Below are 25,730 nucleotides of genomic sequence, written 5' to 3' on the forward strand. Positions count from 1 at the left end.
AAGCCGGCCCGTCCGATCGTAACTGTCCGCTGCCTGCGCGCCTATTTTGCCTTTTCCAGATGACCACCAAAGGCATTGCGCATTGCCGAGAGCACTTTGCCGGCAAATTCGGCCTCACCACGTGACGAGAAGCGCTCGAACAGCGCCGATGCCAGCACGGGAGCCGGTACGCCCGTTTCGACAGCCGCCTGCAGCGTCCAGCGCCCCTCGCCGGAGTCCGAAACCCGGCCACCATACTGGTCTAGATCAGGGTCCTGCTTCAGGGCCTCGGCCGTCAGATCGAGCAGCCATGAGCCGATGACAGACCCGTGCCGCCAGACCTCCGTCACGGCAGGAAGATCGATATCGAACTGGTAATATTCCGGATGGGCGAGAGGGGCCGTTTCCGCATCCGCCGCGCGGTTCTGCATACCGGCATTGGCAGCCTTCAATATGTTCAGACCTTCGGCGTAGGCCGCCATGACACCGTACTCGATGCCATTATGAACCATCTTGACAAAATGTCCCGCCCCTGACGGTCCGCAATGCAGATATCCCATTGGCGCCGTGCCGGTAACGGGATCGGCAACAATGCCCTGGCCAGCTCCGGGGGCGAGCGACGCAAAAATCGGATCGAGCCGTTGCACGGCAGCCACCGGGCCGCCAATCATCAACGAAAAGCCGCGCTCCAGCCCCCAGACGCCCCCGGATGTGCCAGTATCGATGAAATCGACACCTTTGATGGCAAACTCCGCCGCCAGGTCAATCGCATCACGATAAAACGAATTGCCGCCATCGATGACTGTATCGCCCGCAGAAAGTTTCACTGCAAAGTCACGGGCGATTTTCGGCGTAATCGCAGCGGGAAGCATCAGCCAGACTGCACGCGGCGGTGAAAGCTTCGCAACGAGATCGTCCGGCGAGGTGGCACCGGTCGCGCCTTGCCTCACCAGCGCAGCGACATTTTCGGGATTGACATCGAAAACCACGCAATCATGACCATATTTCAAAAGGCGGCGCACCATATTTGCGCCCATCCGTCCAAGCCCAACCATTCCGATCTGCATGCTGAAACTCCTTCTTTCCTATGCGCTATGGGCGCTTCATTCACCGAGACGAACGGTAAAAGCCCCGTTTTACCAAACTCCCGCGTTCACCCAAAAGCAGGTGAAGACGATCTGGCTGCACGCTATGTCCTGCATGGGCCAGTCAAAAAAGTACGAGCGCAGAATGCAGTACCAATACGCATCATCATTCGGCGCATGTCCACATCGGATGCGGCCTTACCGGTAAGCTAGGTACTGGCGAAATGGCGCACAACTAAAGATTTGGTAATTTAATCCACACAGCACGTTGGACATTTCGGACTGCGGGACTAAGAGGTAGCCGTAGGGGATCAGACAGACTTGGCGAAATGATTGGTCAAACCCACAAATTGGACCCGCCGCACCCGGTCGTGATACCGTGCGGCAAGATTTGGCACCACCATGCGACTTGGCACCATCACAAACCTGGCTTATGCCGTAACGCTGATACTGACGACAGTATCAGCCACCACATTCATTTTGTCGGCAAGAAGCGCCTCCCAAGAGCGCGCGGCAATCGAGTCTCATCTCGAATTAAACGATCTTGCCGAGGAACTGGTGATAATCGCGGACGAGCGCGCCGAGGAGGCGCGTCTTTACGTTATGCGAGGCGACGAGCAACATCTGGCAAAGTTCTATGTCGACGAAGATCAGGAAAATCACCTCGAAGAAGCCTTGGATAAACTGTCTGCGCGCGGTGCCTTGCCGCAGGAAGAAGGATTGTTTCAGGATATACGCAAGAGCGCTGACACTCTGGACGCGATGGAACGAGAGGCCATCGCTTCTTATCGCTCCGGGCGCCAGAACGAAGCGCAACAGGTCCTGTTCGGTGACGAGTATTATCAACTGCATACAAATCTGCTGAATACCGTTGCAAATGTGAGAGAGACGGTTGCGGTACGCACGCAGGCAACAGTTGACCAGGCCAAAAGCCGAAGTGATTTCTACGGGTCTATCGCCAAGGTGATGCTTGCCCTGACCGCACTGATGTTTTTGGCCGTATTGTACTTTGTCCTCAGCAGACGGGTTGCCGCGCCCCTTATCAGAATGAGCAATATCGTCATGCGCCTTGCCCGGCAGGACTACAGTATAGAGGTACCAGACGAAGGGCGACGAGACGAAATTGGAGAAATGAACCAAGCCATTCGCATCTTCCGCAGCAATGGGTTGGAACGGGAACGGCTTGATGCAGAGCACCGCAGGAACCAACGCATCAAGGACCTAAACTCCAAATGATGCATCGAATTCAGGCGTGCCAGAATCAGGATGAATTGTCCGACGTCGTTGCGAAATTCATGCCGCAGATTTTTCCCGCTATCGCGGGCCGGCTGCTTGTGCTCAAGGAAAACAGCACACTTCTCCAATCGACCGGAAAATGGTCCGACCCTTCGTTTTCCGCGTCTGATTTTTTGATCGATGATTGCTGGGCTCTGCGTCGCGGACGTCCCCACACCAACAATCCCGACGGGGACGACGTCGTCTGCCATCACCTTCAGGGAATTTTCGGAACCGGTCTCTGTATACCGCTGACCGCCTTGGGGGACACCGTCGGCCTGTTGTACCTCGAAATTCCCGCACGAAACGAAGCGCTGGAGACAGAGCGACTTTATCTGGAACTCCTCGCCGAGAATATTGGTCTTGCCGTCGCAAACCTCCAACTGCGGCAGCGGCTGGTTGGCATGGCCAGACACGATGCCTTGACCGGTCTCCTGAACCGTCGGTCTCTTGATGAGGCGCTGAACAAGCATATTGAGAAGCCAGACGATCCACTGGCCTGTCTCATGCTGGATATCGACCATTTCAAGCGCTTCAACGACCGCTTTGGCCACGATGCCGGTGACGCGGTGATGCAATATGTTGCCCAGGTCCTTTCAGAAGCCGTCGGCGAACTGGGTGAACTATTCCGTTTCGGCGGCGAGGAATTCACTGTGTTGATGCCGGCTGCGGGTATTGAAGATGCCATCAAGGTTGCGGAGAGACTCCGGCATGCGGTTGAACGCGCGCCGTTCAACTATCGTGGTCGCCTGCTTGACCCGGTTACCGTATCTGTCGGTATTGCAACCGCACCGGCGGGAGGGACAGTGAGTAGCGTGCTGGAACGAGCAGACGCCGCACTCTTGAACGCCAAACAGAACGGTCGCAACAAATGGGTATCGTCCGACGCGATGTGAGCGAGGGGCTTGGCACCCCCAGTCCGTCAATAAAACGCCTCACGCCATGGGCATCGACGGCTCCTGCCAGCACCCGTTAAAAATCAAAATTGGACGCCTGTCCGACCGACGGCAGGCCATGATCTGGAAGGCTAAATGCCAAGGACAGCGAAAACGTGTCGTTCGCTCGTCTGGGCCGTGCCGTATGATGGCTTAACCACCATAACAGGCTCCGTGAACCGAAAAAATCGAGATCAACGGCAATTACCATGAGGCCCGTATCCACTCGCGGGCCGAACGCCTCCATAATCCCGGCAACATTATCGGGAATGTCGCTCTATCAATTTTCTAGCGTGATGCACGGCATTCGCCTCAACCACATGGCCCGCATTCGCTTGAGAGTCAGACTATGAACCGGAGACAAGCGGCCACGCACATTCGCATCCGGACGTTGTGCAGCGCACAAAATTCGGAGGAATAGGCATGGAATTCGGATTTTTGGATACATATCATCCGAAAAAATTTGTCTAAAACTCTCCCAACTCAAGGAGAGAGACCATGACGGACACGACATCAGATTTTGATGGGTCAACAATTGCCCTCGAGGCCACAGAAGAACCTGCATGGACAGCTGCGACCTGGTTTGCGGTTCTTTCGATGGCGGCCACCAGTTTTGCGCTGGTTTCGGCCGAGTTCCTGCCAGCGGGATTGTTGACGCCCATGGCGCGCGATCTCGGCATTACCGAAGGTACAGCCGGACAGGTTGTGACGGCGACCGCTTCCGTGGGCGCCGTGACGGCTTTGCTGAGCAATGTTCTCATCGGCAAACTGAACCGCAAGACCGTGCTTGTCGGTCTTAGTGCGCTGGCGATCGGCTCCAACATTCTCGCATCGGTTGCTGCCGATTTCTGGCTATTGTTGCTGGGCCGGGCCGGGCTGGGGATTGCGCTCAGCGGTTTCTGGGCGCTTTCGGTTGCGGTCGTGGCACGGCTCGTCGGCGCAAATTCGACCGGGCGCGGCATGGCTATCGTCACCCTCGGCGTTTCACTCGCCACCATTGCGGCTCCCTCCATGGGCGCCTTGATCAGCGACTGGGTGGGATGGCGCGTAGCCATGTCGATGACGGCGGGACTTGCCATCATTGCCATGCTGCTGCAGATATTCAGCCTGCCATCGCTGCCGGCAAGTACGAGCAACAGTCTTTCCGATGTTTTCCGGCTGACGCGGCGGCGCAGCGTTCAACTGGGGATGCTGGCAATCCTGTTGCTGATGACAGGGCATTTTGCCGGCTCGGTCTATGTGCGTCCCTTCCTCGAACAGGTGACGCTGCTTGACACCACGCCGATTGCCCTCGCCCTGCTCGGCTTTGGCGTTGCTTCCGTGATCGGCAATGTGCTGGGGGGCCGGATGGCTGACACCAGTATCCGCCTTGCACTCATCGTTACAGCCGCCCTGATGGCATTCGCGACGATTGCCCTCGTTGTCTGGGGTGTTCACAGCGGCGCCGCATTCGCGCTCGTCGCGCTTTGGGGCCTTGCCTTCGGCATGGCGCCCGTGGTGCTGCCGACCAATCTTTCCCGCGGTGCACCCGATGCGCTGGAAGCAGCAGGCAGCCTGATGGTCGTTTCCTTTCAGGTGGCCATCAGTATCGGTGCGGTCTTCGGCGGCTATATCGTCGATTCCTACGGCGCCACTGCGCCGCTGGCGCTGACCGCGATACTGGCCGCATCCACGGTCGCTCTGGCCTTGTTGCAGCGTCGTGATTGATCCCTCTGACTTTTCGGGGCCGCAGGCAACGCGTTTGCCTGCGGCCACCTGACGGCCGGCGGCTTGCCGAAACCGCCACGTGAGCACGGGTCAAAAATCAGGGGATGTCCCGCCTTGCGTCACCCCACCTTTGCGCTACGCTTGGGAACAGGGATTTCTCAATGGAGGGACTGAGGCATGTGCAACAACTGCGTGATCGAGGACGTAAAAAAGAACATGCTGTCACGGCGCCTGCTGTTCAAGGGCGCCGCGGCCGGTTTGACGGCCATGACGGCGGGCAGTCTGGCGGCGCCGGTGCTGGCGCAATCGCCCCGGCAGGTCGTCGATCTCACCCATACCTATGATTCCACATTTCCTACATTCGATGGCAAACCGGGCATAGAATACGAGTGGGCAGCGGAGATCGCCAAGGATGGCTATCAGCTCCACAAACTCACCATCTACGAACATACCGGCACCCATATCGATGCGCCTTTCCACTTCAGCGCGAATGGCGCGAGCGTCGACCAGCTGGAGCCGCAGAAACTTGTCGCGCCGCTTGTCATCGTCGACATCACCGACCGCGCAAAAGAGGATGCCAATTCCACCATTGAAGCCGAAGACATCGAACGCTGGATATCTGCGAATGGCGACATCCCGACAGGTGCAATCGTGGCTTTACGCTCCGGATGGGCAACCAAAGTGAAGAGCCCCTCATTCCGCAATGACGACGCCGGAAAATTCGCCTTCCCCGGTTTCGGCAAATCGGCGACCGACCTTCTGCTCAAGCTCGACACGGTCGCCATTGGCGTCGACACACTTTCTCTGGATCCGGGCAACTCCGCAGATTTCGCGGTTCACAATTCCTGGCTGCCAGCAGGGCGCTACGGTATCGAAGGGCTGAACAACCTCGAGGCTCTGCCGGTCAAGGGAGCGACCATAATCGTCGGCGCGCCGGCACACCGCGGCGGAACGGGCGGCCCAGCCCGTATTCTGGCCCTGGTCTGACACCGGGAGCCCCTTCCGTTCAGTCATGGGTCGATTGGAAAGGCGAAGCCGGCCTTGACGCGGTCCATGACGACCATCGTCTTGAACCCTTTGATATCGTGGTTCTCGTAAAAAAACCGGCGGGTGAAGGCCTCGTAGTCCTCCATGTCCTTTGCCGTGATTACCAGGATGAAATCGGCATCGCCCGTCACATAATAACCGATCATCACCTCCCGCGTGGCGCGTATGGCGGCTTTGAAACGGTCGACAATATCGGCCCTTTCTCGCTCCAGCGAGACGAGAACGATCATGGTAATGCCGCGCCCGACGGCTTTGGGCGAAACGACAGCCACATCGGCTTCGATCACCCCCTCATCACGCAGACGCTTCAACCGGCGCTGGCACGCGGTTGGCGACAGATTGACGATTTTGGCCAAGTCTTCCGAGGTCAGGCGATTGTTCTTCTGCACGGCGTCAAGCAGCGCCCGGTCGGCTCGATCTATCTGGGTCATGCGGGATTCCTGCATCTGAATAAAAAACTAAGCATAATTCCTGCGTAAAGGCACGCTTAAACGCCGTCAATCAATCGTGCAGCGCAGTTAAGCTTCTGGCAAATGAAAAGGGATCTTGCCGATGGAAGCTATCGCCAGCGCAGCGCTTAAAAACCTTCACCGACCGGAGCTGGTCGAGCATCGTGCCTTTCTGGATGGGCAATGGGTGGCGCGTAAGGAGACGCTGGGCGTTGTCGATCCGGCAAGCGGAGATCATCTGCTCGATGTCTCTTCCTGCTCCCTGAACGACGTGGACGCGGCGGTCGAAACCGCAGGCAGAGCATTCCTCCGGTGGCGGGACATGCTGCCCGTCGAACGCGGCGACATCCTTCGGATATGGGGCCGGCTGATGCGTGACAATGCCCGCGATCTCGCGGTTATCATCAGCGCCGAACAGGGAAAGCCGCTTTCGGAATCGCTCGGTGAAATTTCCTATGCAGCAGCCTTTCTCGACTGGTTTGCAAGCGAAGGCGAAAGATCCTACGGGGAGACAATTCCAAGCCATCTCAAAGGCGGCAACCTCTCCGTACGGATGCAGCCGATAGGGGTCACGGCTGCCATCACACCCTGGAATTTCCCTTCAGCCATGATCGCCCGCAAGGCGGGCGCCGCCCTTGGCGCCGGCTGCACGATGATCGTCAAACCGGCGCCTGAAACACCGCTTTCGGCACTGGCCCTGGCAAAACTGGCACAGGAGGCGGGCATGCCGGCCGGTGTGTTGCAGGTTTTACCGGGGGAAGCCGCGCCGCTTGCGCGCCGCCTGCTGGAGCATGCTGAGGTTCGGGCGTTTTCCTTTACCGGTTCGACCGAGGTGGGACGGCTACTCCTCACGCAATCGGCGGCGACCATCAAAAAAGCCTCGCTTGAACTTGGCGGCCATGCCCCCTTTATTACCTTTGCCGATGCGGACCTTTCCCAGACCGTGAAAGGTTGCCTCGCCGCCAAATTCGCCACATCCGGACAGGACTGCCTTGCGGCAAACCGCATCTATGTTCAGCGCGAGCTTTATGACCGTTTTATTGAGCGGTTCGCCGAGGCGACCTCCAGACTGACCGTTGGCCACGGCCTTGAACCGGGCATCGACATTGGGCCAATGACCCGGCCGTCCGTCGCCGAAAAGTGCCGTCAGCAGATCGCGCAGGCGCTTTCTGCCGGTGCACGTCTCGTCTGCGGCGGACAGGACAGCCCGCTCGGCGGCAATTTCGTCACCCCCACCGTGCTCGCCGACGTGAGCGACGACATGCTGATCGCGCGCGAAGAAACATTCGGGCCGGTGGCCGCCATCCTGCCCTTCGATGACGAGCGGGAGGTCGTGCGACGCGCCAATGCCACGGAGATGGGGCTTGCGGCCTATGTCTACACCAACGATCTCGGCCGGGCGATGCGCCTGACGGACCAGCTAGAATACGGCATGGTCGCCGTCAATACACCGAAATTCACCGGCGCGCCCATACCCTTCGGCGGCTGGAAACAGTCCGGCCTCGGTCGTGAGGGTTCGCGTCACGGCCTCATGGAATATCTCGAACCCAAATATGTCTGCTTCGGCAATCTGGCTGCCTGAAAGGAACGCGCCTATGACCATCGACATTAAAAACATCGCGCAAATGGATCGCAACGCCGTTCTGCACCCATTCACCCAGCTGAAGGACTTCGCCAGCGGCAAGCTCGGCGAACCAACCATCGTTGAAACCGGCAAGGGCATCCGCATTCAGGACGCCCACGGCAAGCAGTTGATCGATGGCTTTGCCGGTCTTTATTGCGTCAATGTCGGCTATGGCCGCACCGAGGTGGCGGAAGCGATTTCCCGTCAGGCCTATCGGCTTGCCTATTACCATTCCTATGCCGCCCACACGACGGACGAACTGGCGATCCTGTCCGACCGGCTGGTGAAGATGGCACCCGGCAAGATGAGCAAGGTGTTCTACGGCATGTCTGGCTCGGACGCCAACGAGACCCAGGCTAAGCTCGTCTGGTATTACAACAACCTGCGCGGCAAACCGGAGAAGAAGAAAATCATCTCCCGCGAAAGGGGATATCACGGCTGCAGCGTAGTTTCCGGCTCCATGACCGGCATGAGCTTTTATCACGACCACATGGACCTGCCGCGCGCCGGCATTTTGCACACCGGCGCTCCGCACCATTACTGGGGCGCAGAAGCCGGTGAAACCGAGCTGGAATTCTCAAAACGCCGCGCCGACGAACTGGAAGCGCTCATTCTGCGCGAAGGCCCCGACACGATAGGCGCCTTCATTGCCGAGCCGGTGCTCGGCACCGGCGGCATTACGCCGCCGCCGGAAGGCTACTGGCCGGCGATACAGGATGTTCTCAAAAAATACGATGTCCTTTTGATTGCCGATGAGGTGATTACCGGCTTCGGCCGCACAGGCTCCATGTTCGGCTCGCAACATTACGGCATCGAGCCTGACCTCATCACCGTCGCCAAGGGTCTGACATCGGCCTATTTCCCGCTTTCCGGCGCCATCGTTGGGGAAAAAGTCTACAAGGTCATGGAGGAAGGCGCTGACCGCGTCGGCGCCTTCTCCCACGGCTACACCTATTCCGGCCATCCGATCGGCGCGGCGGCGGCAAATGCCGTGCTCGACATCGTGGAAAAGGAAGACCTGCCCGGCAATGCCCGGGCTGTCGGCAGCTATTTTCAGGAGCAATTGAAGGCGAAGTTCGCCCAACTTCCAATCGTCGGCGAAGTGCGCGGTGTGGGCCTCATGGGCGCCATCGAATTCGTGGCGGATCGTGAAAAGAAAACGCGGTTTGCCCCCGGTCTCACAGTCGGCGCACGCGTTTCAAAGGCGGCACGCAATGGCGGCCTCATTGCGCGCGCCATGCCGCATGGCGATATTCTGGGCTTTGCGCCGCCGCTGGTCACAACGAAGGCGGAGGTGGACGAGATCATCGCCATCGCCGAAACCGCAGTCCGCAGCGTCATGGATGATCTGGTGCGGGCCGGCGAAAAAATCTGATCGTCAGCATCGGCGTTCAACGATCGCAAATATTGCTCATTTCGACGGCAACTGCGCCTCTCTGCGGCGCAGTTGCCGTCGACGCTGCATAAGGCTTCATCTTTTCGCAGAACCATGCATAATGTCATGAAATTAATATCGCCGAAAACGAGACAATTTCATGCGTCGTCAAGCCAATTCGTCAAACCCCGATCCGGTGTCCGCAACCAGACCGGCGGCATGGCGGCCAATCCTGGCCAAACAGAAGGGCGAAACGAAACATTCGGCGCTGACGGAACGGATCATCGCCGATATCGACGCCGGCGTCCTGAAGCCGATGGACCGCATGCCGACCCACCGCGATCTCGCCCGCGAACTCGGCCTATCGGTCCAGACCGTCAGCCTCTCCTACAAGGAGGCTGAACGGCTGGGCTATCTCAGCGGCGAAATCGGCCGCGGCACCTTCGTGAAAACACGGGTGACGGACCGTGCTGGACGCATGATGCTCGATCACAGCCCGACCGAGGTGCTCGACCTCTCCATTATCCGCGGCGTTTATCTCGACGACCATGAAAACGCCTCGCGCACCGTCCTTCGCGAACTGGCCGATAGTGACAATTCGGACTTCATGCGCCCCTGCCGTCCGGTCGCGGGCCTCGACAGCCATCGCGAAACCGCCCGGATCTGGCTTGAAATGATGGGTGTCACCGCCGGCGCGGAACGTATTCTCGTCACCAATGGCGCTGCGCATGGCATATTTCTCGCCTTGAGCTGCATCATCCGCTCAAATGACGTGGTTCTGTGCGAAAACCTCACCGACCACGGCATCATCGGCCTGTCGAACATTCTGGGCTTTAGCCTCAAGGGCTTGCCGACCGACAAAGAAGGTATAGTGCCGGACGCGCTGGAGGCCGCCTGCGCAGCCGGGGGCGTCAAGGCTCTGGTGCTCATTCCCACTCTCAACAATCCCACGGGACATGTTTCCGGCGTTGCACGCAGACAGGCGATCGCCGCGATTGCCGAACGGTACGGCGTCTTTGTTATTGAGGACGAAGTCTATCGCCCGATCATCGAGGATGATCTGCCATCCATCACCGAAATGCTGCCTGATCTTGGTTTTTTCGTCACCAGCTTTACCAAGACGGTGCTGACGGGGTTGCGCGTCGGCTATCTCGTCGTGCCGCCTGCCTATTCCATCCGCGCCGCCTCTATCCTGCGTGTATCGAGCTGGAGCGGAACCTATCTCACGGCCGAAATCGCCACGCGCTGGGTCGAAAACGGCACCGCACGGCGGCTGCTGGATGTCCAGCGCGCCGAAGTGCGTGCGCGGCAAAAGATTGCCACGGACATATTGGGCGACCATATCGCCTCGACCCACCCCCTCTCCTTCTGCGCCTGGCTGAAGGTTCCACCCCGCTGGACGGAGGACGGGCTGGTGCGCGCGCTCACAAACCAGAACGTCGCGGTCACGCCGTCTGAGCCGTTCATTGCCGGTCCCGGCCATGGCGGCGGCATCCGCATATGTCTCGGTGGACGGCTCAATCACCCAAGCCTCGTCAAAGCCTTGACCACCGTGCGGCAGACCTTCGAGCAATTGCCGCCGGTCTACGATATCGGTTCAATCGGCTGAGGCAGTCGCTCGAAAATCATTGAATCATTACAATATAATAATTGACATGATTTTACTTCGCTCACAACATGACAATCATGAAGAGCGCAAACCTGTCCATATCCGAAGATAAAAATCCGCTTCCGGTCTCGCTGGCCGCGATAGAGCAGGCAGCATTGCGGCTTGCCGGACAGGTGGAGCGCACACCTTTGGTCCGCTCGGACCTCCTGTCCGAACGCTGCGGCCACCCCGTTCATCTCAAGCTTGAAACCCTTCAGCCCATCGGCGCCTTCAAGCTGCGCGGCGCGATGAACGCCATACTGTCACTTGACGACGACGCACGCAGGCGAGGCCTTGTCACCGCCTCGACCGGCAATCATGGCCGCGCTGTGGCCTATGCGGCCAGCAAGCTCGGAATTCCCGCCACGATCTGCATGTCGGCACTCGTACCGGCGAACAAGGTTGAAGCGATCCGCGTGCTCGGTGCGGAAATCCGGATCGTCGGCATGTCACAGGATGACGCGCAAGAGGAGGTGGAGCGCCTGACTGCAAGCCATGGTCTTACCGCAATCCCGCCATTCGATGATGCTGACGTTGTGGCCGGCCAGGGCACGATAGGTCTCGAGGTCGTCGAAGACATGCCTGAGCTGGCGACGGTGCTCGTTCCTCTTTCCGGCGGCGGCCTTGCAGGCGGCATCGCCGTTGCGGTCAAGGCGCTGAAGCCACGGGCACGGGTCATCGGCATTTCCATGGAGCGGGGCGCGGCCATGCATGCGTCGGTTGCAGCCGGCCGGCCCGTCGCAACACGGGAGGAAGAAACGCTGGCGGATTCGCTGGGCGGCGGAATTGGACTGAAGAACCGCGTGACATTCGCACTTTGCCGGGAACTCCTTGATGAGATCGTGCTGGTTTCCGAAGACGAGATTGCAGCCGGCATCCGCCATGCGGCACGCGAAGAAGATTTGACGGTCGAGGGCGCGGGCGCCGTTGGTTTCGCTGCAATCCTGTCCGGCAAGATCGACATTAGCGGTCCGACCGCCATCATCGTATCGGGCGGAAATATCGACCCGGCGGTCCATAAGACCATCATCGACGGGGGAGCCGCATGAGCCGCATCACCATTCTGACCGAGAAAGACCTGCGCGGCGTCATCAAGCTCGATCTCTCGGCGGTCGACTGCGTGGAGCGGGCCTTTGCGGCGCTCGCAACGCAGACCGTCGCCATGCCGCCGATCATGCGGCTCGATATCCCGGAGTTTCGCGGCGAAGTGGATGTGAAGACAGCCTATGTGCCGGGCTTTGACGGTTTCGCCATCAAGGTCAGCCCCGGTTTCTTCGACAACCCGAAACTCGGTCTGCCCAGTCTCAATGGCCTCATGATCCTCTTCAGTGCAAAGACCGGACTGGTGGAGGCCCTTCTCCTCGATAACGGCTATCTTACCGATGTGCGGACCGCCGCGGCAGGTGCTGTCGCGGCGCGGCACCTGGCCCGCAAAGACGCGTCCGTCGCCGCGATTTTCGGGGCGGGCATGCAGGCGCGTTTGCAGCTCGAAGCCCTGATGCTCGTGCGCCCGATCAGATCGGCGCGGATATGGGCGCGGGACCACCAGAGGGCCGAGAGACTTGCGGGTGATTTCGCCAGCGAACACGGCATCGAGATTGCCGCTTTGGCCGATCCGCAGGCTGCCGCGCGGGGTGCCGATATCATCGTAACAACGACGCCCGCCGAAAGCCCGATCCTCTTTGCCGACTGGCTGGAAGAAGGCCAGCATCTGACAGCCATGGGATCGGATGCCGAACACAAGAACGAGATAGATCCGGCCGTGTTCGCCAGAGCGCGCTATGTCGCGGACCGCGTCTCGCAGACCCGTATTGTCGGTGAGTTGCATCACGCCATCGCCGCCGGGCGTGCCGGGTTGGATCAGCACTTCGCGGAACTTGGGGACGTCATTGCCGGCAAGGTGCAGGGCCGCGTATCGGGCAAGGACATCACCTTTGCCGATCTGACCGGCGCCGGCGTACAGGACACGGCTATCGCCAATCTGGCCTTTGCCCGCGCAAAGGAAGCCAAGAGCGGTCAAACAATCGAAAACACCATAAAAATGGGAGACGCAGCGTGAGCGTAACGCTGAACTTTACGCGCGAGGAATATGCCGCGCGCCTGTCCAAAACCCGCAAGGCTATGGAGAAAGCCGGGATCGATCTTCTGGTCGTCACTGACCCGTCCAACATGCATTGGCTGACCGGTTATGACGGCTGGTCCTTCTACGTCCACCAATGCGTGCTGGTGCCGCCGGAGGGCGAGCCGATCTGGTATGGCCGCAAGCAGGATGCCAACGGTGCAAAGCGCACGGCCTATCTCGCGCACGACAATATCATCGGCTACCCCGATCACTACGTTCAATCGACCGAACGGCACCCGATGGATCTGCTGTCTGAGATCATCGAGGAGCGCGGCTGGTCCGGCCTGACGGTCGGCGTCGAGATGGACAATTATTATTTCTCGGCAGCCGCCTTTGCATCGCTGCAGACACATCTGCCGAACGCCCGTTTCAAGGACGCCGCTGGTCTCGTGAACTGGCAGCGCGCGGTGAAAAGCCCGACCGAACTCGACTATATGCGCAAGGCCGGCAAGATCGTCGAACTGATGCACAAGCGGATTGTCGATGTCGTTGAGCCGGGCATGCGCAAATGCGATCTGGTTGCCGAAATATACGATGCCGGTATTCGTGGCACCGCCGAGTTCGGCGGCGACTATCCCGCCATCGTGCCGCTCCTCCCTTCGGGTGCCGACGCCTCCGCGCCGCATTTGACATGGGACGACAAGCCGATGCGATCAGGGGAAGGCACCTTCTTCGAAATCGCAGGCGCTTACCGCCGTTATCATTGCCCGCTGTCACGCACGGTCTTTCTCGGCAAGCCGACACAGGCATTTCTCGATGCGGAAAAAGCAACTCTTGAGGGCATGGAAGCCGGCCTTTCCGCAGCCAAGCCCGGCAACACCTGCGAGGACATCGCCAATGCCTTTTTCGCCGTCCTGAAAAAATACGGGATCATCAAGGACAACCGCACCGGCTATCCGATCGGGCTTTCCTATCCGCCGGACTGGGGCGAGCGCACCATGAGCCTTCGCCCCGGCGACCGCACGGAGTTGAAGCCCGGCATGACATTCCACTTTATGACCGGCCTCTGGCTTGAAGACATGGGGCTTGAAATCACCGAAAGCATTGCGATCACCGAAACCGGTGTCGAATGCCTTTCCAATGTGCCGCGGCAACTCTTCGTGAAAGGCTGAGACGATGTTGAGCACCGCGCTTCGCCCCTCACCGATCACGCCCTCCGTCGATTTTGACGCCAAGGGCGTGCAACACGGTCATCTCCGGCTGCCATACAGCCGCGATGACAGCGCGTGGGGCTCGGTGATGATCCCGATCTGCGTGATCGCCAATGGCGAAGGGCCAACGGCGCTTCTGACCGGCGCAAACCATGGCGACGAATATGAGGGACCGGCAGCACTCTTCGAACTCGCCCACACGCTCGATCCGGCCGAAGTGAAGGGCCGTATCATCATCGTGCCGGCGCTCAACTACCCGGCTTTCCGCGCAGGCACACGCACCTCACCCATCGACCGGGGAAACCTCAATCGCAGTTTTCCCGGCCGCCCTGACGGCACGGTGACGGAGAAGATCGCCGATTACGTGACCCGCCATCTGATACCGCTTGCGGATATCGTTCTCGATTTCCATTCCGGCGGCAGGACACTTGATTTCCTGCCATACGCGGCGGCTCACGAATTGCCCGACAAGACGCAGGAGGGCCGGTGTTTTGAAGCGGTGGCGGCTTTTGCCGCCCCCTATTCAATGAGGATGCTCGAAATCGACGCCGTTGGCATGCTGGACACGACCGTCGAGGAGTTGGGCAAGGTCTTTGTCACAACGGAGCTGGGCGGCGCGGGCACGGCAAGCGCGAAATCGATCGATATCGCGCGGAAAGGCATCGTCAATCTGCTGCGCCACACGGGCATTTTGGCCGGTTCACCCGTTCTCGCAAAAAGCCGTTGGCTGGATATGCCCTCCAGCGACTGCTTCACCTTTGCTGAAGACGACGGACTCGTTGTCTTCGTCTGCGATCTGGGAGACGCGGTCACGGCGGGTGAGACAATCGCCCGGGTTTATCCGATCGGCAAAACCGGCCTTGCACCGGTCGATTATCGCGCCTCCCTCAGTGGCGTGCTTGCCGCACGCCACGTTCCCGGCCTCATCAAGGCCGGAGACTGCCTTTCCGTCATCGCCACGGTCACGGAGAATACCTAGTCACTAGAAACATCGTGAGATCCGAAAACGGACCACGCAACCCAACCAGAGGAGTAAGAACATGCGTATGATCAGACTAGCCGGACTTTCCGCCCTCGCTCTCACCATCGGCGTGACGTCAGCCAGCGCGCTCACCGTCGAAGAAGTCAAAAGCCAAGGCTATATCCGCGCCGCCACGGCCAATGAAGTGCCCTATTCCTACATGCAGCCAGACGGCACCTCCGCCGGCATCGGCCCGGATGTGGCCAATGCGGTTCTGAAATCGATGGGTATCGAAGAGGTCAACTGGACGGTGACGCCCTTCGGCACGCTGATCCCCGGCCTCAAAGCCCGTCGCTTCGATTTTGCGGCCGCCGAACAGAACATCTCGCCGGAGCGCTGCAAGCAGGTCGCCTTCACCGAACCGAACTCGTCCTATGGCGAAGGACTACTGGTGAAGAAAGGCAATCCGAAAAAGCTTACCACCTACGCCGATATCGCCAAGGACCCCTCATTGAAGGTCGCCGTTGTTTCCGGCGCAAACAACGTCGATTTCCTGCGCGCAGTCGGTGTCAAGGAAGAGCAGATCGTGTTCATCCCTGCCAATGCCGACGCTATTCCCACCGTGCAGAGCCGAGTCGACGCCTATGCGGCCACCGAACTGACGGTTTCGGAACTCGCCAAGGGTCCGGCGAACGTCGAGCAGGTGACGCCTTTCACCGATCCGGTCGTGAAGGATGCGCCGGTGCGCAATTACGGCGGTTTCGCTTTCCGCCCGGAAGACAAGGAGCTGCGTGACGCCTTCAACGCGGCGCTCGTGGAATTCCGCAAGACGGACGACTACAAAAAAATCCTCACCAAATACGGCCTGTCCGAACAGAGTATTGCGGCAGCGGCCGAAAAGAAGGTCGCCGATCTCTGCGCCGGCAAATAATGCCAGCCGGCGCCCGGGCATAACCGGGCGCCGTTCCTCGGGAATTCGGGAAATCTCCAGATGGACATGACTGCCTATCTGCCGATGTTATGGCAAGGCGCGGTCGTCACGATGACGATTACGCTCGCAGCCCTTGCCGTCGGCACGGTGCTCGCCTTTTTCTTCGGCATCCTGCGCGTCGAGGGTGGACCGATCCTGTCGGCAATCGCGCTCTGTTATACGGAAGTGTTCCGCGGCACCTCGCTGCTGGTGCAGCTTTTCTGGTTCTATTACGCCCTGCCGCTGGTCGGGTTGAGCTTCGATCCGATCACGACGGGGGTGCTGGTGCTTGCCGCCCATGCCGGAGGCTACGGCGCGGAAATTGTTCGCGGCGCGCTGTCCTCCGTCTCGGTGCAGCAGCTGGAGGCCGCACGCGCGCTGAACTTCACGCGGATGCAGACGCTGTTTCGCATCTCGCTGCCGCAGGCCGTTGTCGAGATGATGCCGGCCTTCGGCAATCTCGCCATCGAAACGCTGAAGCTTTCATCGCTCGTGTCGTTGATCTCGATTGCCGATCTCACTTTTGCCGCGCAGTCGATCCGCAACCTGACGCTCGATAGCGCCAGCATCTATTCGATTACGCTGCTTTGTTATTTCGCGATGTCGCTGATCCTGATGGTCGTCATCCGGGTGATCGAACGCTTCGTGCGGCGCGGCAACGTCTTCCCGCGCACGCGCCATTCGTAAGGATATCTGCTCATGATGTATGGTTACGAATGGGATACGACCACCTGGCTCACCTACACGACCTCCATCCTGCCCATCATTCTGATCGGGCTCACGGTGACGCTGAAGGCCGCCGCCGCCGGCTTTGCCATCGCGCTGGTTCTGGGGCTCGTCTTTGCACTGCTACGCCGCAGCCAGGTGAAAATGATCTCTTGGCCAACCGCGCTGATTGTCGAGTTCCTGCGCGATACGCCGCTTCTGGTGCAGCTGTTCTTCCTCTATTACGTGCTTCCGGATTTCGGCATTGTCCTGCCGGCATTTCTCACCGGCGCGCTGGCGCTCGGCCTGCAATATGCCGCCTATACGTCCGAAGTCTATCGCGGCGGGATAGAGGCGGTGCATCACGGCCAGTGGGAGGCGGCGACGGCGCTTAATCTCACACACATGCAGACCTACAGGGATATCATCATCCCGCAGGCCATTCCGCGCATCGTTCCGGCCATGGGCAACTACCTCGTCGCCATGATCAAGGAAACGCCGGTGCTTTCCGTCGTCACCGTTCTAGAAATGATGGGGCTTGCCAACATGATCGGCGAGCGCACCTTCGAATATCTGGTGCCGCTGACCCTTGTCGGCCTGATCTTCCTCCTTCTGACCATAATCTGCTCGGCAGGCCTCAGCCGCCTGCAAAGGGCGCTTCCAAAAGCAGGAATACCCTTGCGATGACCAACAACACCAATCGGCCTCTGATCGAATTTTCCGATGTCACGAAACGCTTCGGCATTCTGACGGTGCTCGACCGGTTCAATTTCAGCGTCGCGAAGGGCGAAAAAGTCACCCTCATCGGTCCGTCCGGCTCCGGCAAATCAACGGTCCTGCGCATTCTCATGACGCTGGAGCCGTTCCAGGAGGGAAGACTGACGCTTGCGGACATGTCCTACCAGGAGCCGGGCGGCAAAGGACCTTTCAAGGCCTCGGAAAAACACCTTCGCCAGATCCGCAATCACGTCGGCATGGTGTTCCAGAGCTTCAATCTCTTTCCCCATATGACCGTCCTTCGCAATATCGTGGAGGCGCCGGTGCGGGTTCTGGGCATCAGCCGCGCAGAGGCGGAGGCGCGCGCAATCGAATTGCTGAAGATGGTCGGGCTTGCGGATAAGAAGGATCATTATCCGGTGCAGCTTTCCGGCGGGCAACAGCAGCGCGTCGCCATTGCCCGCTCGCTTGCCATGCGTCCGCGTGTCCTGCTTTTCGATGAACCGACCTCGGCGCTGGACCCGCAACTGGTCGGCGAAGTGCTGTCTGTCATCCGCGATCTGGCCCATGAGCATGACCTGACGATGCTTCTCGTCACCCACGAAATGCGCTTTGCCCGGGAAGTCTCCGACCGCGTCTGCTTCTTCGACAAGGGCCGCATCTGCGAACAGGGAAAACCGGACGAGATTTTCGGCCAGCCGAAAGAAGACCGCACACGCGAATTTCTCGCCTCCGTCTTACGGTGAATTCTATAGTGCCGTCACTCGGCAGGGCTGGACAGAACCTTTCCGTCCCTGCCCTGCACGATATCGTGCAACGGCACCGGTGGAGCATCGGCAGCGGGCGGAGGCGGAATTATAAACCACGCGCCGGGATAGTCGTTGCGAAGATGCCGGGGATTGTAGCGAATACTGGTTCCGGCGGCATGGTGAAGCGTCCCGAGCGTTGCGTCGTTTGACAGGACTCCTCTTTTGATCTCGTGGAGTTTTCGCTCGCCATCAAGGGCAAGCGTCGCCTCGGAAAGATCGAAACTGTCGATGTGAATGGTATGGTCCTGAGCCGTATCGAGAACCCATCGATCGGAATCGACAAAGCCATCAATATAGACATTGCCGGTGGAGGCACGCAGGGACGTGCCTTTCGGCAGAGTGATGCCGTCGACAACATTGCCATCCGAAAGAGTGCAGTTGCTGAAAGCGGAGATGCCGCCATCGGGCGAAAGATCGAATTCCACCGGTTGCGTCGCGTCGCAGCGCCAGCCATTCTGGGTGGTCACGCCGTTGCCGGTGATCCGCATGGTCTGCGGGGTAAAGCCCACCGTTTCATAATTCTCGTTGGTTTTTATCGCAATATAACGGGCGATTTCGACGGCATCGATATCCGCCACCCGCACCGGATGCGGAAACACGGCCCGGTCGAAGGCTTCCCTGTCGTTGGCAATGGCCAGTTCGAGTTTGGTGCCCTTGGGCATATCGATCTGGCCAAGGCGCGCCGGCTCGAGCAGTTCCGGCCGATGGCTTGCCGTCCTCTCTTTGTCATAGGCGCGCATCTGGAGATAAAAATCACCGAACCGAAAGAGGGTGAAAAGCGCGACGGTGGTTACCAGCCCATAGGGCAGGATCATCGGACGTTTCCAGCGGCCTGCCACATATTGCACGAACAGCGAGAGCGTCCAGGCGATCCATATGAGGGTCGTGATGAGCAAGAAGGCAAGGAGAAGCAACGCTTCGACGGACGGGAGTGCGACAGGGATCATGCAAACCAATGGTCTTGGGCGGATCGCTTTGATCCCGAAGAGACATCAGTGCTTTAGCCCACAAGCGGTTGTCTTTTCAACTCGGCGATTGCGGGCGAACATAGCAGTGGCTGCCCGGGCGACAGATAGCCGCCGCCCGGTCAATGCGCTTATCAGCCATCAGCCGCCAAGCACGAAACGGGAAAATGCCAGGGCATTGCGGGCATCCTCGTCCATTTTCGCCAGGTCGGCGCCGCCGCTAAGATCGCGCCACACCTTGATATCAGAGCCGATCGTGCCGCCAGTCTTGACGAAAGGCTCCATGACAACAGCACCGGTGTAATTGATATCGCGAAGGGCCAGACCAATTTCGTGCCAGGGCATCCTGCCCTTGCCCGGTACGCGGCGATTGCTCTCACCGGTATGAAAATGCCCCAGCAACGGGCCAGCCGTGCGGATGGCCTCGCCAAAACTGTCTTCCTCGATATTCATGTGGAAGGTGTCCAGCATGACTTTCACGTTGTTCTTGCCAACATCCTTGACGAAGGCAACGCCTTCGGCCGCCGTGTTGAGAACGTGGTTTTCGAAGCGGTTGAGGACTTCGATGCACAGGTTAATGCCGAGATCATTGGCGAAATCGGCGATGCTGTGAATGCCTTCGACGCCGCGCGCATAATCGCCCGCCTTGTCGACCGGCTGCGAATAGTCGATTGGCCAATAGGAATGCAGCGCGCCGCCGATGGTGTGGATGTCGAGCTTGGCGACATTGGACAGGGTGCGTTCAAAGAACGCCTTGCCGGCTGCGCGAACCGCAGCATCCTCAGACGACAGGTTCTTCGTTTTCGAGGGGCCGATGCCGGCGGTGAGGATGATGCCGTTATCCTTCGCGCTCTGCCTGATGACGGCGAGTTCGGCGTCGCTGTATTCATTGATGTGGTGGGCGGCGACTTCGATGATATCGAAACCGAGCTTGGCGACCTTCTCGATATAGGGGCCGAATTTGGCGCTCCACTCATGTTCCCAGTAGGAGTAATAGATGCCGTGTTTCATGGGGGTCTCTTTCGCTTTTCTGTTTCGCTTGACTTTGGATAGGGAGGCGCAGCCCTTCAGGCAGGTTCAGGACGCGGGACCGCTTCCCGGATTTCCGATGCGAATATCCGGCTCCGTGCTTGTGGACGTGATGAAGCGGCCGTTGGGGAGATCGTTTTCCTCCACCTTCCGGTTGATCTCGTCCTCGCCGAGACCGAAGATTCGCCAGCGGTCTCTCAGCCGCGCACGCAGATCGTCTTCGTCGACATCAACGAAAATCGTGAGATCGAAGATGGGCTTGAGGCGATCCCATGGCGACTGGCCGGCGAGGAGATAATTGCCTTCGCAGACGATGATATCGACGGATTGCGGGATCAGGCGGCCACCGGCGCGGGCGATTTCGATGGCGCGGTCAAAGACGGGGACGGCAATGACATCGTCTTCATTAGCCTTCAGGCGTTCAAGCATGTGGCGCAGGCCGTGGGCATCGAACGTATCGATGGCGCCCTTGAAGGGACGGCGCTTCATCTCTTCCAGAACGGCATCGTCATAATGAAAGCCATCCATCGGAAACAGTGCGGCCGATACGCCTTCGCCTGCGTTCAACGCATCGACCACGCATTCGGCAATGGTTGATTTTCCCGATCCTGGCGCACCGGCAATCGCAATCATCACACGCCGGCCCTTTGACCCTTCCAGTCGCTGGAGGGCAAGGCCCGCAATCTCGCGGGCATTATCGTCAATTTTACTCAAGGTGCTTGCCCCGATAATGAGTGCTTTCAGAAAATGCGGTACTGGTTTGCCTTGTCGCGCAGGAATGCCAGGCCCTTGTCGAGAACCTCATCGGCGCTGGGCGCAACTGGCCGCCAGGTGGAAATCGCACCGGCCATCTCCCTGGGCATCGCGGCGAAGCTTTCAAGCGTCAGCACGCCCTTGAAGCCGATGGCTGCGAGCGCCGAAAAGACCTCGTCCCAGGCAACATTGCCGCAGCCCGGTGTGCCGCGGTCGCTTTCCGACATATGCATGTATTTCAGATGGTTGCGGGCGGCGATAATGCCGTTGGCGATACCCTTTTCCTCCATGTTCATGTGGAAGGTATCGAGATGGATAAAGACGTTGTCCGCACCGATGCGCTCCACCAGCGCCACCGCCTGCTCGGCGGAATTGAGCAGATGATTTTCGTAGCGATTCACGGTCTCGATGCCGAATTGCAGGCCGAGCGTTTTTGCGTGACCGGCAGCCCGCGAAAGCGCCCTTGTCACATTGTCATATTCACCCTGTGTCGGCGGAAATCCGGTTCGCTCATTGGTGCCGCCATAGGTGACCCCCGTCAGCGCCTCCGCCCCCATATCGGCGGCCTTGTCGAGCGCGGCATTCAGATGGTCGATTGCCGCATCGGGACGCACGGACGCCCAGGCGGGCTCCGGCAGCACCAGCGAACAGACGGCGCGCAGGCGGTACTTCTCCAGCAGGGCGCGCGTGTGTTTTGCATCGACGGAGGGGATATCGATAAGCGGAATCTCGATGAAATCCTGCCCGTAATCCGCAGCAGCGGCGATGGACCGTCTGGCGTTTTCGTGGTCCCATTTCAGAGACCACATCATTGCGTGAACACCGAAGCCTTTCACGTCATACCTTCTTTCTGAGAAATGCGAAGTAGCTTGAAAACAGGCCGCGCGCCGCCATGACGACAATCATCAGCACACCCCAGAGCGCCGTTGCCAGATGCTGGTTGGCGCCGAGAAGATTGAGGCCCGACGACAGGAGTTGGAGAACAATGAGCGCGACGAAAACCGGCAGCACCCGACCGAAACCGCCGAACGGATTGATGCCGCCGAGGAATGCCGCCAGCACCGTGATCAGCAGATAGGATTCCCCGTGGCCAACACGCACGGAGTTGAAACGGGCAAGCATGATGATGCCGGCAACCGCGCACATCAGGCCCGAGAGCGTGTAGACGAGAACCTGGATCTTGCGCGTATTAAGCCCCGAATAGCGCGCGGATTCGATGTTCGAGCCGATCATCAACAGGCCGAAACCAAGCTTGGTGCGCGTCAGCAGCACATGCCAGAGCCCGACGCAGACGATGAAAATCAGAAGCGGGACCGGCAGGCCGAGAAGCGTGCCGTGACCGAGCGGCGCCATATAAGCGGGGAAACCGGAAACGTCTCCTCCACGGGTGAGAAACTCGCCAAGGCCGCGCAGAAAGATCATCATCGACAACGTCACCAGAATGGGGTGCGCCCGGGTATAAGCGATTGCCGCCCCCGTCATCGCGCCGGCAGCACCGCCGGTGACAAGTGCGGCAAGGCAGGCGAACAGGAATGCACTCGGCGGCGCACCCACCCCGCCATGGGCCTGCAATACCCAGGCTGCGGCAAGACCTGACAGATTGGCGGCGAAGGTGACAGACAGATTGATGCCGCCTGTCAGAAGCGGCAGCAGCATCGCCAGCGTGAGCAGGCCGAGTTCCGGCAATTGGAAGGCGACCGACCCGAATGTCGCGAGCGAAAGGAAGTTATCGGCAAACAGACCGAAGATGAGCACAACCGCGATGAAGGCAATCACCGGCCCGGCCATGTCGGCACCCAAAATTGCGTTGAATTTCCGAATGAGACTGTTCATCGCTGGGCGCTCCCCTTTTTCGTGGATGTGCGAAGGGTACGCGGCAGCAGCTTGTCGAAGCGGGTGGAAGAGAGCGTGATGGCGACGAGAATGATGGCGCCCACGATCATCTTGAAGGCAAAGGGAGAAACGCCCATCAGGTTGAGGCCGTTCTGGGTAATCGACACCATCAGCACGCCGAGCACACAGCCGATGACCGAGCCCTTGCCGCCGCCGAGCCGCGCGCCGCCGAGCACGGTGGCCGCCAGAACATCCAACTCGCGGCCATAAAGCGCGTTCGGCACCACTTCCTGTGCGTAATGCGCCTGCATGAGCCCGGCGATGCCCGCCATCAGGCCGAGCCAGCCAAAGGAAATGTAGTGCATGGCGCCGATATTGATGCCGAAGCGACGTGCGCCTTCCGGGTTATCGCCGAAGGCATAGAGTTTGCGACCGACAGTGGTGCGCGACATCATGAACCAGGTGGCGAGGCAGCAGAGGATCATCGCAACGACTGGCAGCGTCAGCTCTACCCAGGAACCATCGGACATTTCACGCTCATAAAATACCACCCGCGTCGACAGCCATTCCGGCAGGTCGTAGATCGACACGCCCTTGGTGAAGAACATCAACAGCCCGAAGAAGATGTTGAAGGTGGAGATGGTCGCGACGATTGAGATGATGTTCAGCCGCCAGACGAGGAAGGCGTTGACGAAACCGAGACTAAGGCCGACCGCACCGGCAATGATAAAACCTTCCGCCCAGTTTCCGCCGCCGAGCGCATTGAGCGCCAGCACCGTCACATATTGGACGACGGAGGCCGCGACTGCGAAGGAGATGTCAATACCACCGGAGATCAGCACCACGAGCAGGCCAACCGCGAAGATGATGTTGACCGCCGAGACATTCAGCACGTCGAAGGCATTGGAGATGGTGAGAAAACGGTCGGTTGCAAAGGACAGTCCCGTGCAGAGCAGCACCATGACCACAAGCAGGGTGAATTCGGTCGTATGTCCGAGGATGAGCCTACGCATAGATGGCGGCCTCCAGTTCGGCAAGCGACAGGCATCGCGGATCATAGGTGGCGTGGAACCGGCCTTCGACCATGTGGATGACCCTGTCTGTATTGAAATAAACTTCCGGCGCTTCGTCGGAGATCACGATGATCGAGAGACCTTCTGCGGCAAGCTTGCGGACGATTTCGAAGATACCGGCGCGGGCGCCGACATCGACCCCCACCGTCGGCGCATCGAGGATGAGGATTTTCGGGCCGATGGCCAGCCATTTGGCAATCGCCACACGCTGCTGGTTGCCGCCCGAAAGCGTGCGGATCGGATCTTCCGACAGGCCGATCTTGACGCCGAGCGCCGAAATCCAGCGAGAAACGACATCCGCCTTTTTTGACGGTGATATCAGGCCGCCGCTCAACAAGCGGTCGAGCGAGGCCATGACGAGATTGTCGGCGATGGATTGCGGCTGGTTCAGACCAAGCGAAAGCCGGTCTTCGGAAAGATAGGCGACGCCCGCCCGGATCGCATCGCGGTTGGAATGAAAATCCACCTTCTTTCCATCGATGAGGATTTCACCCGACTGCGCCCGATGCATGCCGAACAGGGTCAAGGCCAGTTCCGTGCGGCCGGCTCCCAGAAGACCGGTTATGCCGAGCGTTTCTCCCCGCCGCAGATCGAACGAAACATCCTCGAACTCGCCGGCACGGCTCAGCCCGCGCACGGAAAGAACGACGGGCATGTCATCATGATCGGCGGCAATGACGGCGCTGTCGAAATTGCGCCCGGTCATAAGCTCGGTCACCCGCGACTGGGTCATGCCTTCAACGGGAAAGACACCGACAAGCGATCCATCCCGCAGCACCGTGATGCGGTCTGAAATTTCCAGCACTTCCGCAAGGCGGTGCGAGACGAAGACGACCGCCACACCCGAGGCCGACAGGTTGCGGACGATGTCGATCAGATAATCTGTTTCCGACTGCGTGAGCGACGCGGTCGGTTCATCCATGAAAACGAGCCGCGCTTCCCCGACCAGCGCGCGGGCAATCGCCACGATCTGACGCTGGGCAATGGGCAGTTCCCTGAGCGGCTTATCAAGGTCGATCTCGACGCCGAGCCGGGCCAGCGCCTTTTCGGCCGCCTGTTCGATGGCACGTTTGTCGACCAGCCCGTATTTTCCATTCACCGCGTACTGGAAGCCGATATTTTCAGCCACGGTCATTTCATCGAACAGCGCCAGATCCTGCCAGATCACCTGAATGCCAAGCGATTGCGCAAGCGTCGGGTTCATCGCGGCTATCGGCTTGCCGTCGAAATAGAGTTCGGCGTCGCTTTCGGGCGTATAAACGCCTGTTATGACCTTGATCAGCGTGCTTTTGCCACAGCCGTTTTCGCCGGCAAGGCAATGCACTTCCCCCGGATTGACCTCGAAAGAAACACCCTTCAGCGCGCGGACGCCGCCAAAGGTGACTTTGACATTTTTGAAGGACAGGAGCGGTTCTGCGCTCATGATAGCGTAAATCTCCTTCCGCCGCGAAAGCATTGCAGACGTGGCGCTCGGCATGTTTTCCAGCTGAGGCGTCGCGCGCGTATCGCACCCGCGCG

22 protein-coding genes and 1 pseudogene are annotated in these 25,730 nt (G+C 59.4%); 14 read left to right on the forward strand and 9 right to left on the reverse strand.

Annotated features, from left to right (window positions below; genetic code table 11):
- Window positions 1-41: 41 nt before the first annotated feature.
- Window positions 42-1,046: a phosphogluconate dehydrogenase (NAD(+)-dependent, decarboxylating) gene (gnd, locus tag AGR1_RS20595; RefSeq protein WP_137411085.1), complete on the reverse strand. Its 1,005-nt coding sequence runs from the start codon at window positions 1,044-1,046 to the stop codon at window positions 42-44.
- 420 nt (window positions 1,047-1,466) lie between these two features.
- Here gnd and AGR1_RS20600 point away from each other — a divergent pair.
- The 3 genes and pseudogenes from AGR1_RS20600 (at window position 1,467) to AGR1_RS20610 (ending at window position 5,968) form a co-directional block, all read left to right on the forward strand.
- Window positions 1,467-3,235 (forward strand): annotated as a pseudogene (locus AGR1_RS20600) (diguanylate cyclase).
- Between the two features lie 537 nt (window positions 3,236-3,772).
- Window positions 3,773-4,981 carry an MFS transporter gene (locus tag AGR1_RS20605; RefSeq protein WP_137412122.1) on the forward strand — a complete coding sequence of 403 codons (1,209 nt, stop codon included), beginning with the start codon at window positions 3,773-3,775 and terminating at the stop codon, window positions 4,979-4,981.
- 177 nt (window positions 4,982-5,158) lie between these two features.
- A complete protein-coding gene (locus AGR1_RS20610; protein ID WP_149148071.1) occupies window positions 5,159-5,968 on the forward strand; it encodes a cyclase family protein in 810 nt (269 codons plus the stop codon).
- Between the two features lie 23 nt (window positions 5,969-5,991).
- Here the strand turns inward: AGR1_RS20610 and AGR1_RS20615 are convergent, their stop codons facing one another.
- Window positions 5,992-6,459 (reverse strand): Lrp/AsnC family transcriptional regulator, encoded by a 468-nt coding sequence (locus tag AGR1_RS20615; RefSeq protein WP_149148072.1) that lies wholly within the window; start codon window positions 6,457-6,459, stop codon window positions 5,992-5,994.
- Window positions 6,460-6,580: 121 nt separating this feature from the next.
- Between AGR1_RS20615 and AGR1_RS20620 the strand changes: the two genes are divergently transcribed.
- The 11 genes from AGR1_RS20620 to ehuA all read left to right on the forward strand — a co-directional run bounded on the left by AGR1_RS20620 (window position 6,581) and on the right by ehuA (window position 18,496).
- Window positions 6,581-8,059 (forward strand): NAD-dependent succinate-semialdehyde dehydrogenase, encoded by a 1,479-nt coding sequence (locus AGR1_RS20620; protein ID WP_149148073.1) that lies wholly within the window; start codon window positions 6,581-6,583, stop codon window positions 8,057-8,059.
- Window positions 8,060-8,072: 13 nt separating this feature from the next.
- The gene (locus AGR1_RS20625) at window positions 8,073-9,476 is read left to right on the forward strand and encodes an aspartate aminotransferase family protein (RefSeq protein ID WP_077983964.1); all 1,404 of its coding nucleotides are present in this window, start codon (window positions 8,073-8,075) and stop codon (window positions 9,474-9,476) included.
- Window positions 9,477-9,636: 160 nt separating this feature from the next.
- Window positions 9,637-11,085, forward strand: coding sequence for a PLP-dependent aminotransferase family protein (locus tag AGR1_RS20630; protein ID WP_149148074.1), 1,449 nt, complete (start codon window positions 9,637-9,639; stop codon window positions 11,083-11,085).
- Window positions 11,086-11,153: 68 nt separating this feature from the next.
- Window positions 11,154-12,173, forward strand: a complete 1,020-nt coding sequence (gene eutB / locus AGR1_RS20635) for a hydroxyectoine utilization dehydratase EutB (RefSeq protein ID WP_187772251.1) — start codon at window positions 11,154-11,156, stop codon at window positions 12,171-12,173.
- Window positions 12,170-13,183, forward strand: coding sequence for an ectoine utilization protein EutC (gene eutC, locus AGR1_RS20640; RefSeq protein ID WP_149148075.1), 1,014 nt, complete (start codon window positions 12,170-12,172; stop codon window positions 13,181-13,183). The genes eutB and eutC overlap by 4 nt, the downstream gene beginning before the upstream one ends.
- Window positions 13,180-14,358 carry an ectoine hydrolase DoeA gene (gene doeA / locus AGR1_RS20645; protein ID WP_149148076.1) on the forward strand — a complete coding sequence of 393 codons (1,179 nt, stop codon included), beginning with the start codon at window positions 13,180-13,182 and terminating at the stop codon, window positions 14,356-14,358. Before eutC ends, doeA begins: the two co-directional genes overlap by 4 nt.
- A 4-nt stretch (window positions 14,359-14,362) precedes the next feature.
- Window positions 14,363-15,376: a N(2)-acetyl-L-2,4-diaminobutanoate deacetylase DoeB gene (gene doeB / locus AGR1_RS20650; protein WP_077983851.1), complete on the forward strand. Its 1,014-nt coding sequence runs from the start codon at window positions 14,363-14,365 to the stop codon at window positions 15,374-15,376.
- 61 nt (window positions 15,377-15,437) lie between these two features.
- A complete protein-coding gene (gene ehuB / locus AGR1_RS20655) occupies window positions 15,438-16,289 on the forward strand; it encodes an ectoine/hydroxyectoine ABC transporter substrate-binding protein EhuB (RefSeq protein ID WP_149148077.1) in 852 nt (283 codons plus the stop codon).
- A 60-nt stretch (window positions 16,290-16,349) separates the two neighbouring features.
- Window positions 16,350-17,015: an ectoine/hydroxyectoine ABC transporter permease subunit EhuC gene (gene ehuC, locus AGR1_RS20660; protein WP_137411096.1), complete on the forward strand. Its 666-nt coding sequence runs from the start codon at window positions 16,350-16,352 to the stop codon at window positions 17,013-17,015.
- 12 nt (window positions 17,016-17,027) lie between these two features.
- On the forward strand, window positions 17,028-17,720 hold the full coding sequence (ehuD, locus tag AGR1_RS20665; protein WP_080793428.1) for an ectoine/hydroxyectoine ABC transporter permease subunit EhuD: 693 nt from the start codon (window positions 17,028-17,030) through the stop codon (window positions 17,718-17,720).
- Window positions 17,717-18,496 carry an ectoine/hydroxyectoine ABC transporter ATP-binding protein EhuA gene (gene ehuA / locus AGR1_RS20670; protein ID WP_149148078.1) on the forward strand — a complete coding sequence of 260 codons (780 nt, stop codon included), beginning with the start codon at window positions 17,717-17,719 and terminating at the stop codon, window positions 18,494-18,496. The genes ehuD and ehuA overlap by 4 nt, the downstream gene beginning before the upstream one ends.
- A gap of 14 nt (window positions 18,497-18,510) precedes the next feature.
- Here the strand turns inward: ehuA and AGR1_RS20675 are convergent, their stop codons facing one another.
- The 7 genes from AGR1_RS20675 to AGR1_RS20705 form a co-directional block, all read right to left on the reverse strand.
- Complete coding sequence (locus tag AGR1_RS20675; RefSeq protein WP_149148079.1) at window positions 18,511-19,506, reverse strand: hypothetical protein; 996 nt, start codon at window positions 19,504-19,506, stop codon at window positions 18,511-18,513.
- 159 nt (window positions 19,507-19,665) lie between these two features.
- On the reverse strand, window positions 19,666-20,535 hold the full coding sequence (locus AGR1_RS20680; RefSeq protein WP_080793435.1) for a sugar phosphate isomerase/epimerase family protein: 870 nt from the start codon (window positions 20,533-20,535) through the stop codon (window positions 19,666-19,668).
- Window positions 20,536-20,601: 66 nt separating this feature from the next.
- On the reverse strand, window positions 20,602-21,267 hold the full coding sequence (locus tag AGR1_RS20685; RefSeq protein ID WP_149148080.1) for a nucleoside triphosphate hydrolase: 666 nt from the start codon (window positions 21,265-21,267) through the stop codon (window positions 20,602-20,604).
- Window positions 21,268-21,293: 26 nt separating this feature from the next.
- Window positions 21,294-22,142: a sugar phosphate isomerase/epimerase gene (locus AGR1_RS20690; RefSeq protein WP_080793440.1), complete on the reverse strand. Its 849-nt coding sequence runs from the start codon at window positions 22,140-22,142 to the stop codon at window positions 21,294-21,296.
- A gap of 1 nt (window position 22,143) precedes the next feature.
- Window positions 22,144-23,139 carry an ABC transporter permease gene (locus AGR1_RS20695; protein WP_137411101.1) on the reverse strand — a complete coding sequence of 332 codons (996 nt, stop codon included), beginning with the start codon at window positions 23,137-23,139 and terminating at the stop codon, window positions 22,144-22,146.
- On the reverse strand, window positions 23,136-24,152 hold the full coding sequence (locus AGR1_RS20700; protein ID WP_080793444.1) for an ABC transporter permease: 1,017 nt from the start codon (window positions 24,150-24,152) through the stop codon (window positions 23,136-23,138). Before AGR1_RS20700 ends, AGR1_RS20695 begins: the two co-directional genes overlap by 4 nt.
- Window positions 24,145-25,635, reverse strand: coding sequence for a sugar ABC transporter ATP-binding protein (locus AGR1_RS20705; protein WP_149148081.1), 1,491 nt, complete (start codon window positions 25,633-25,635; stop codon window positions 24,145-24,147). Before AGR1_RS20705 ends, AGR1_RS20700 begins: the two co-directional genes overlap by 8 nt.
- Window positions 25,636-25,730 lie beyond the last annotated feature (95 nt).

It is taken from the genome of Agrobacterium sp. B1(2019), assembly GCF_008274755.1.
In the GTDB taxonomy this organism is placed as follows: domain Bacteria; phylum Pseudomonadota; class Alphaproteobacteria; order Rhizobiales; family Rhizobiaceae; genus Agrobacterium; species Agrobacterium salinitolerans.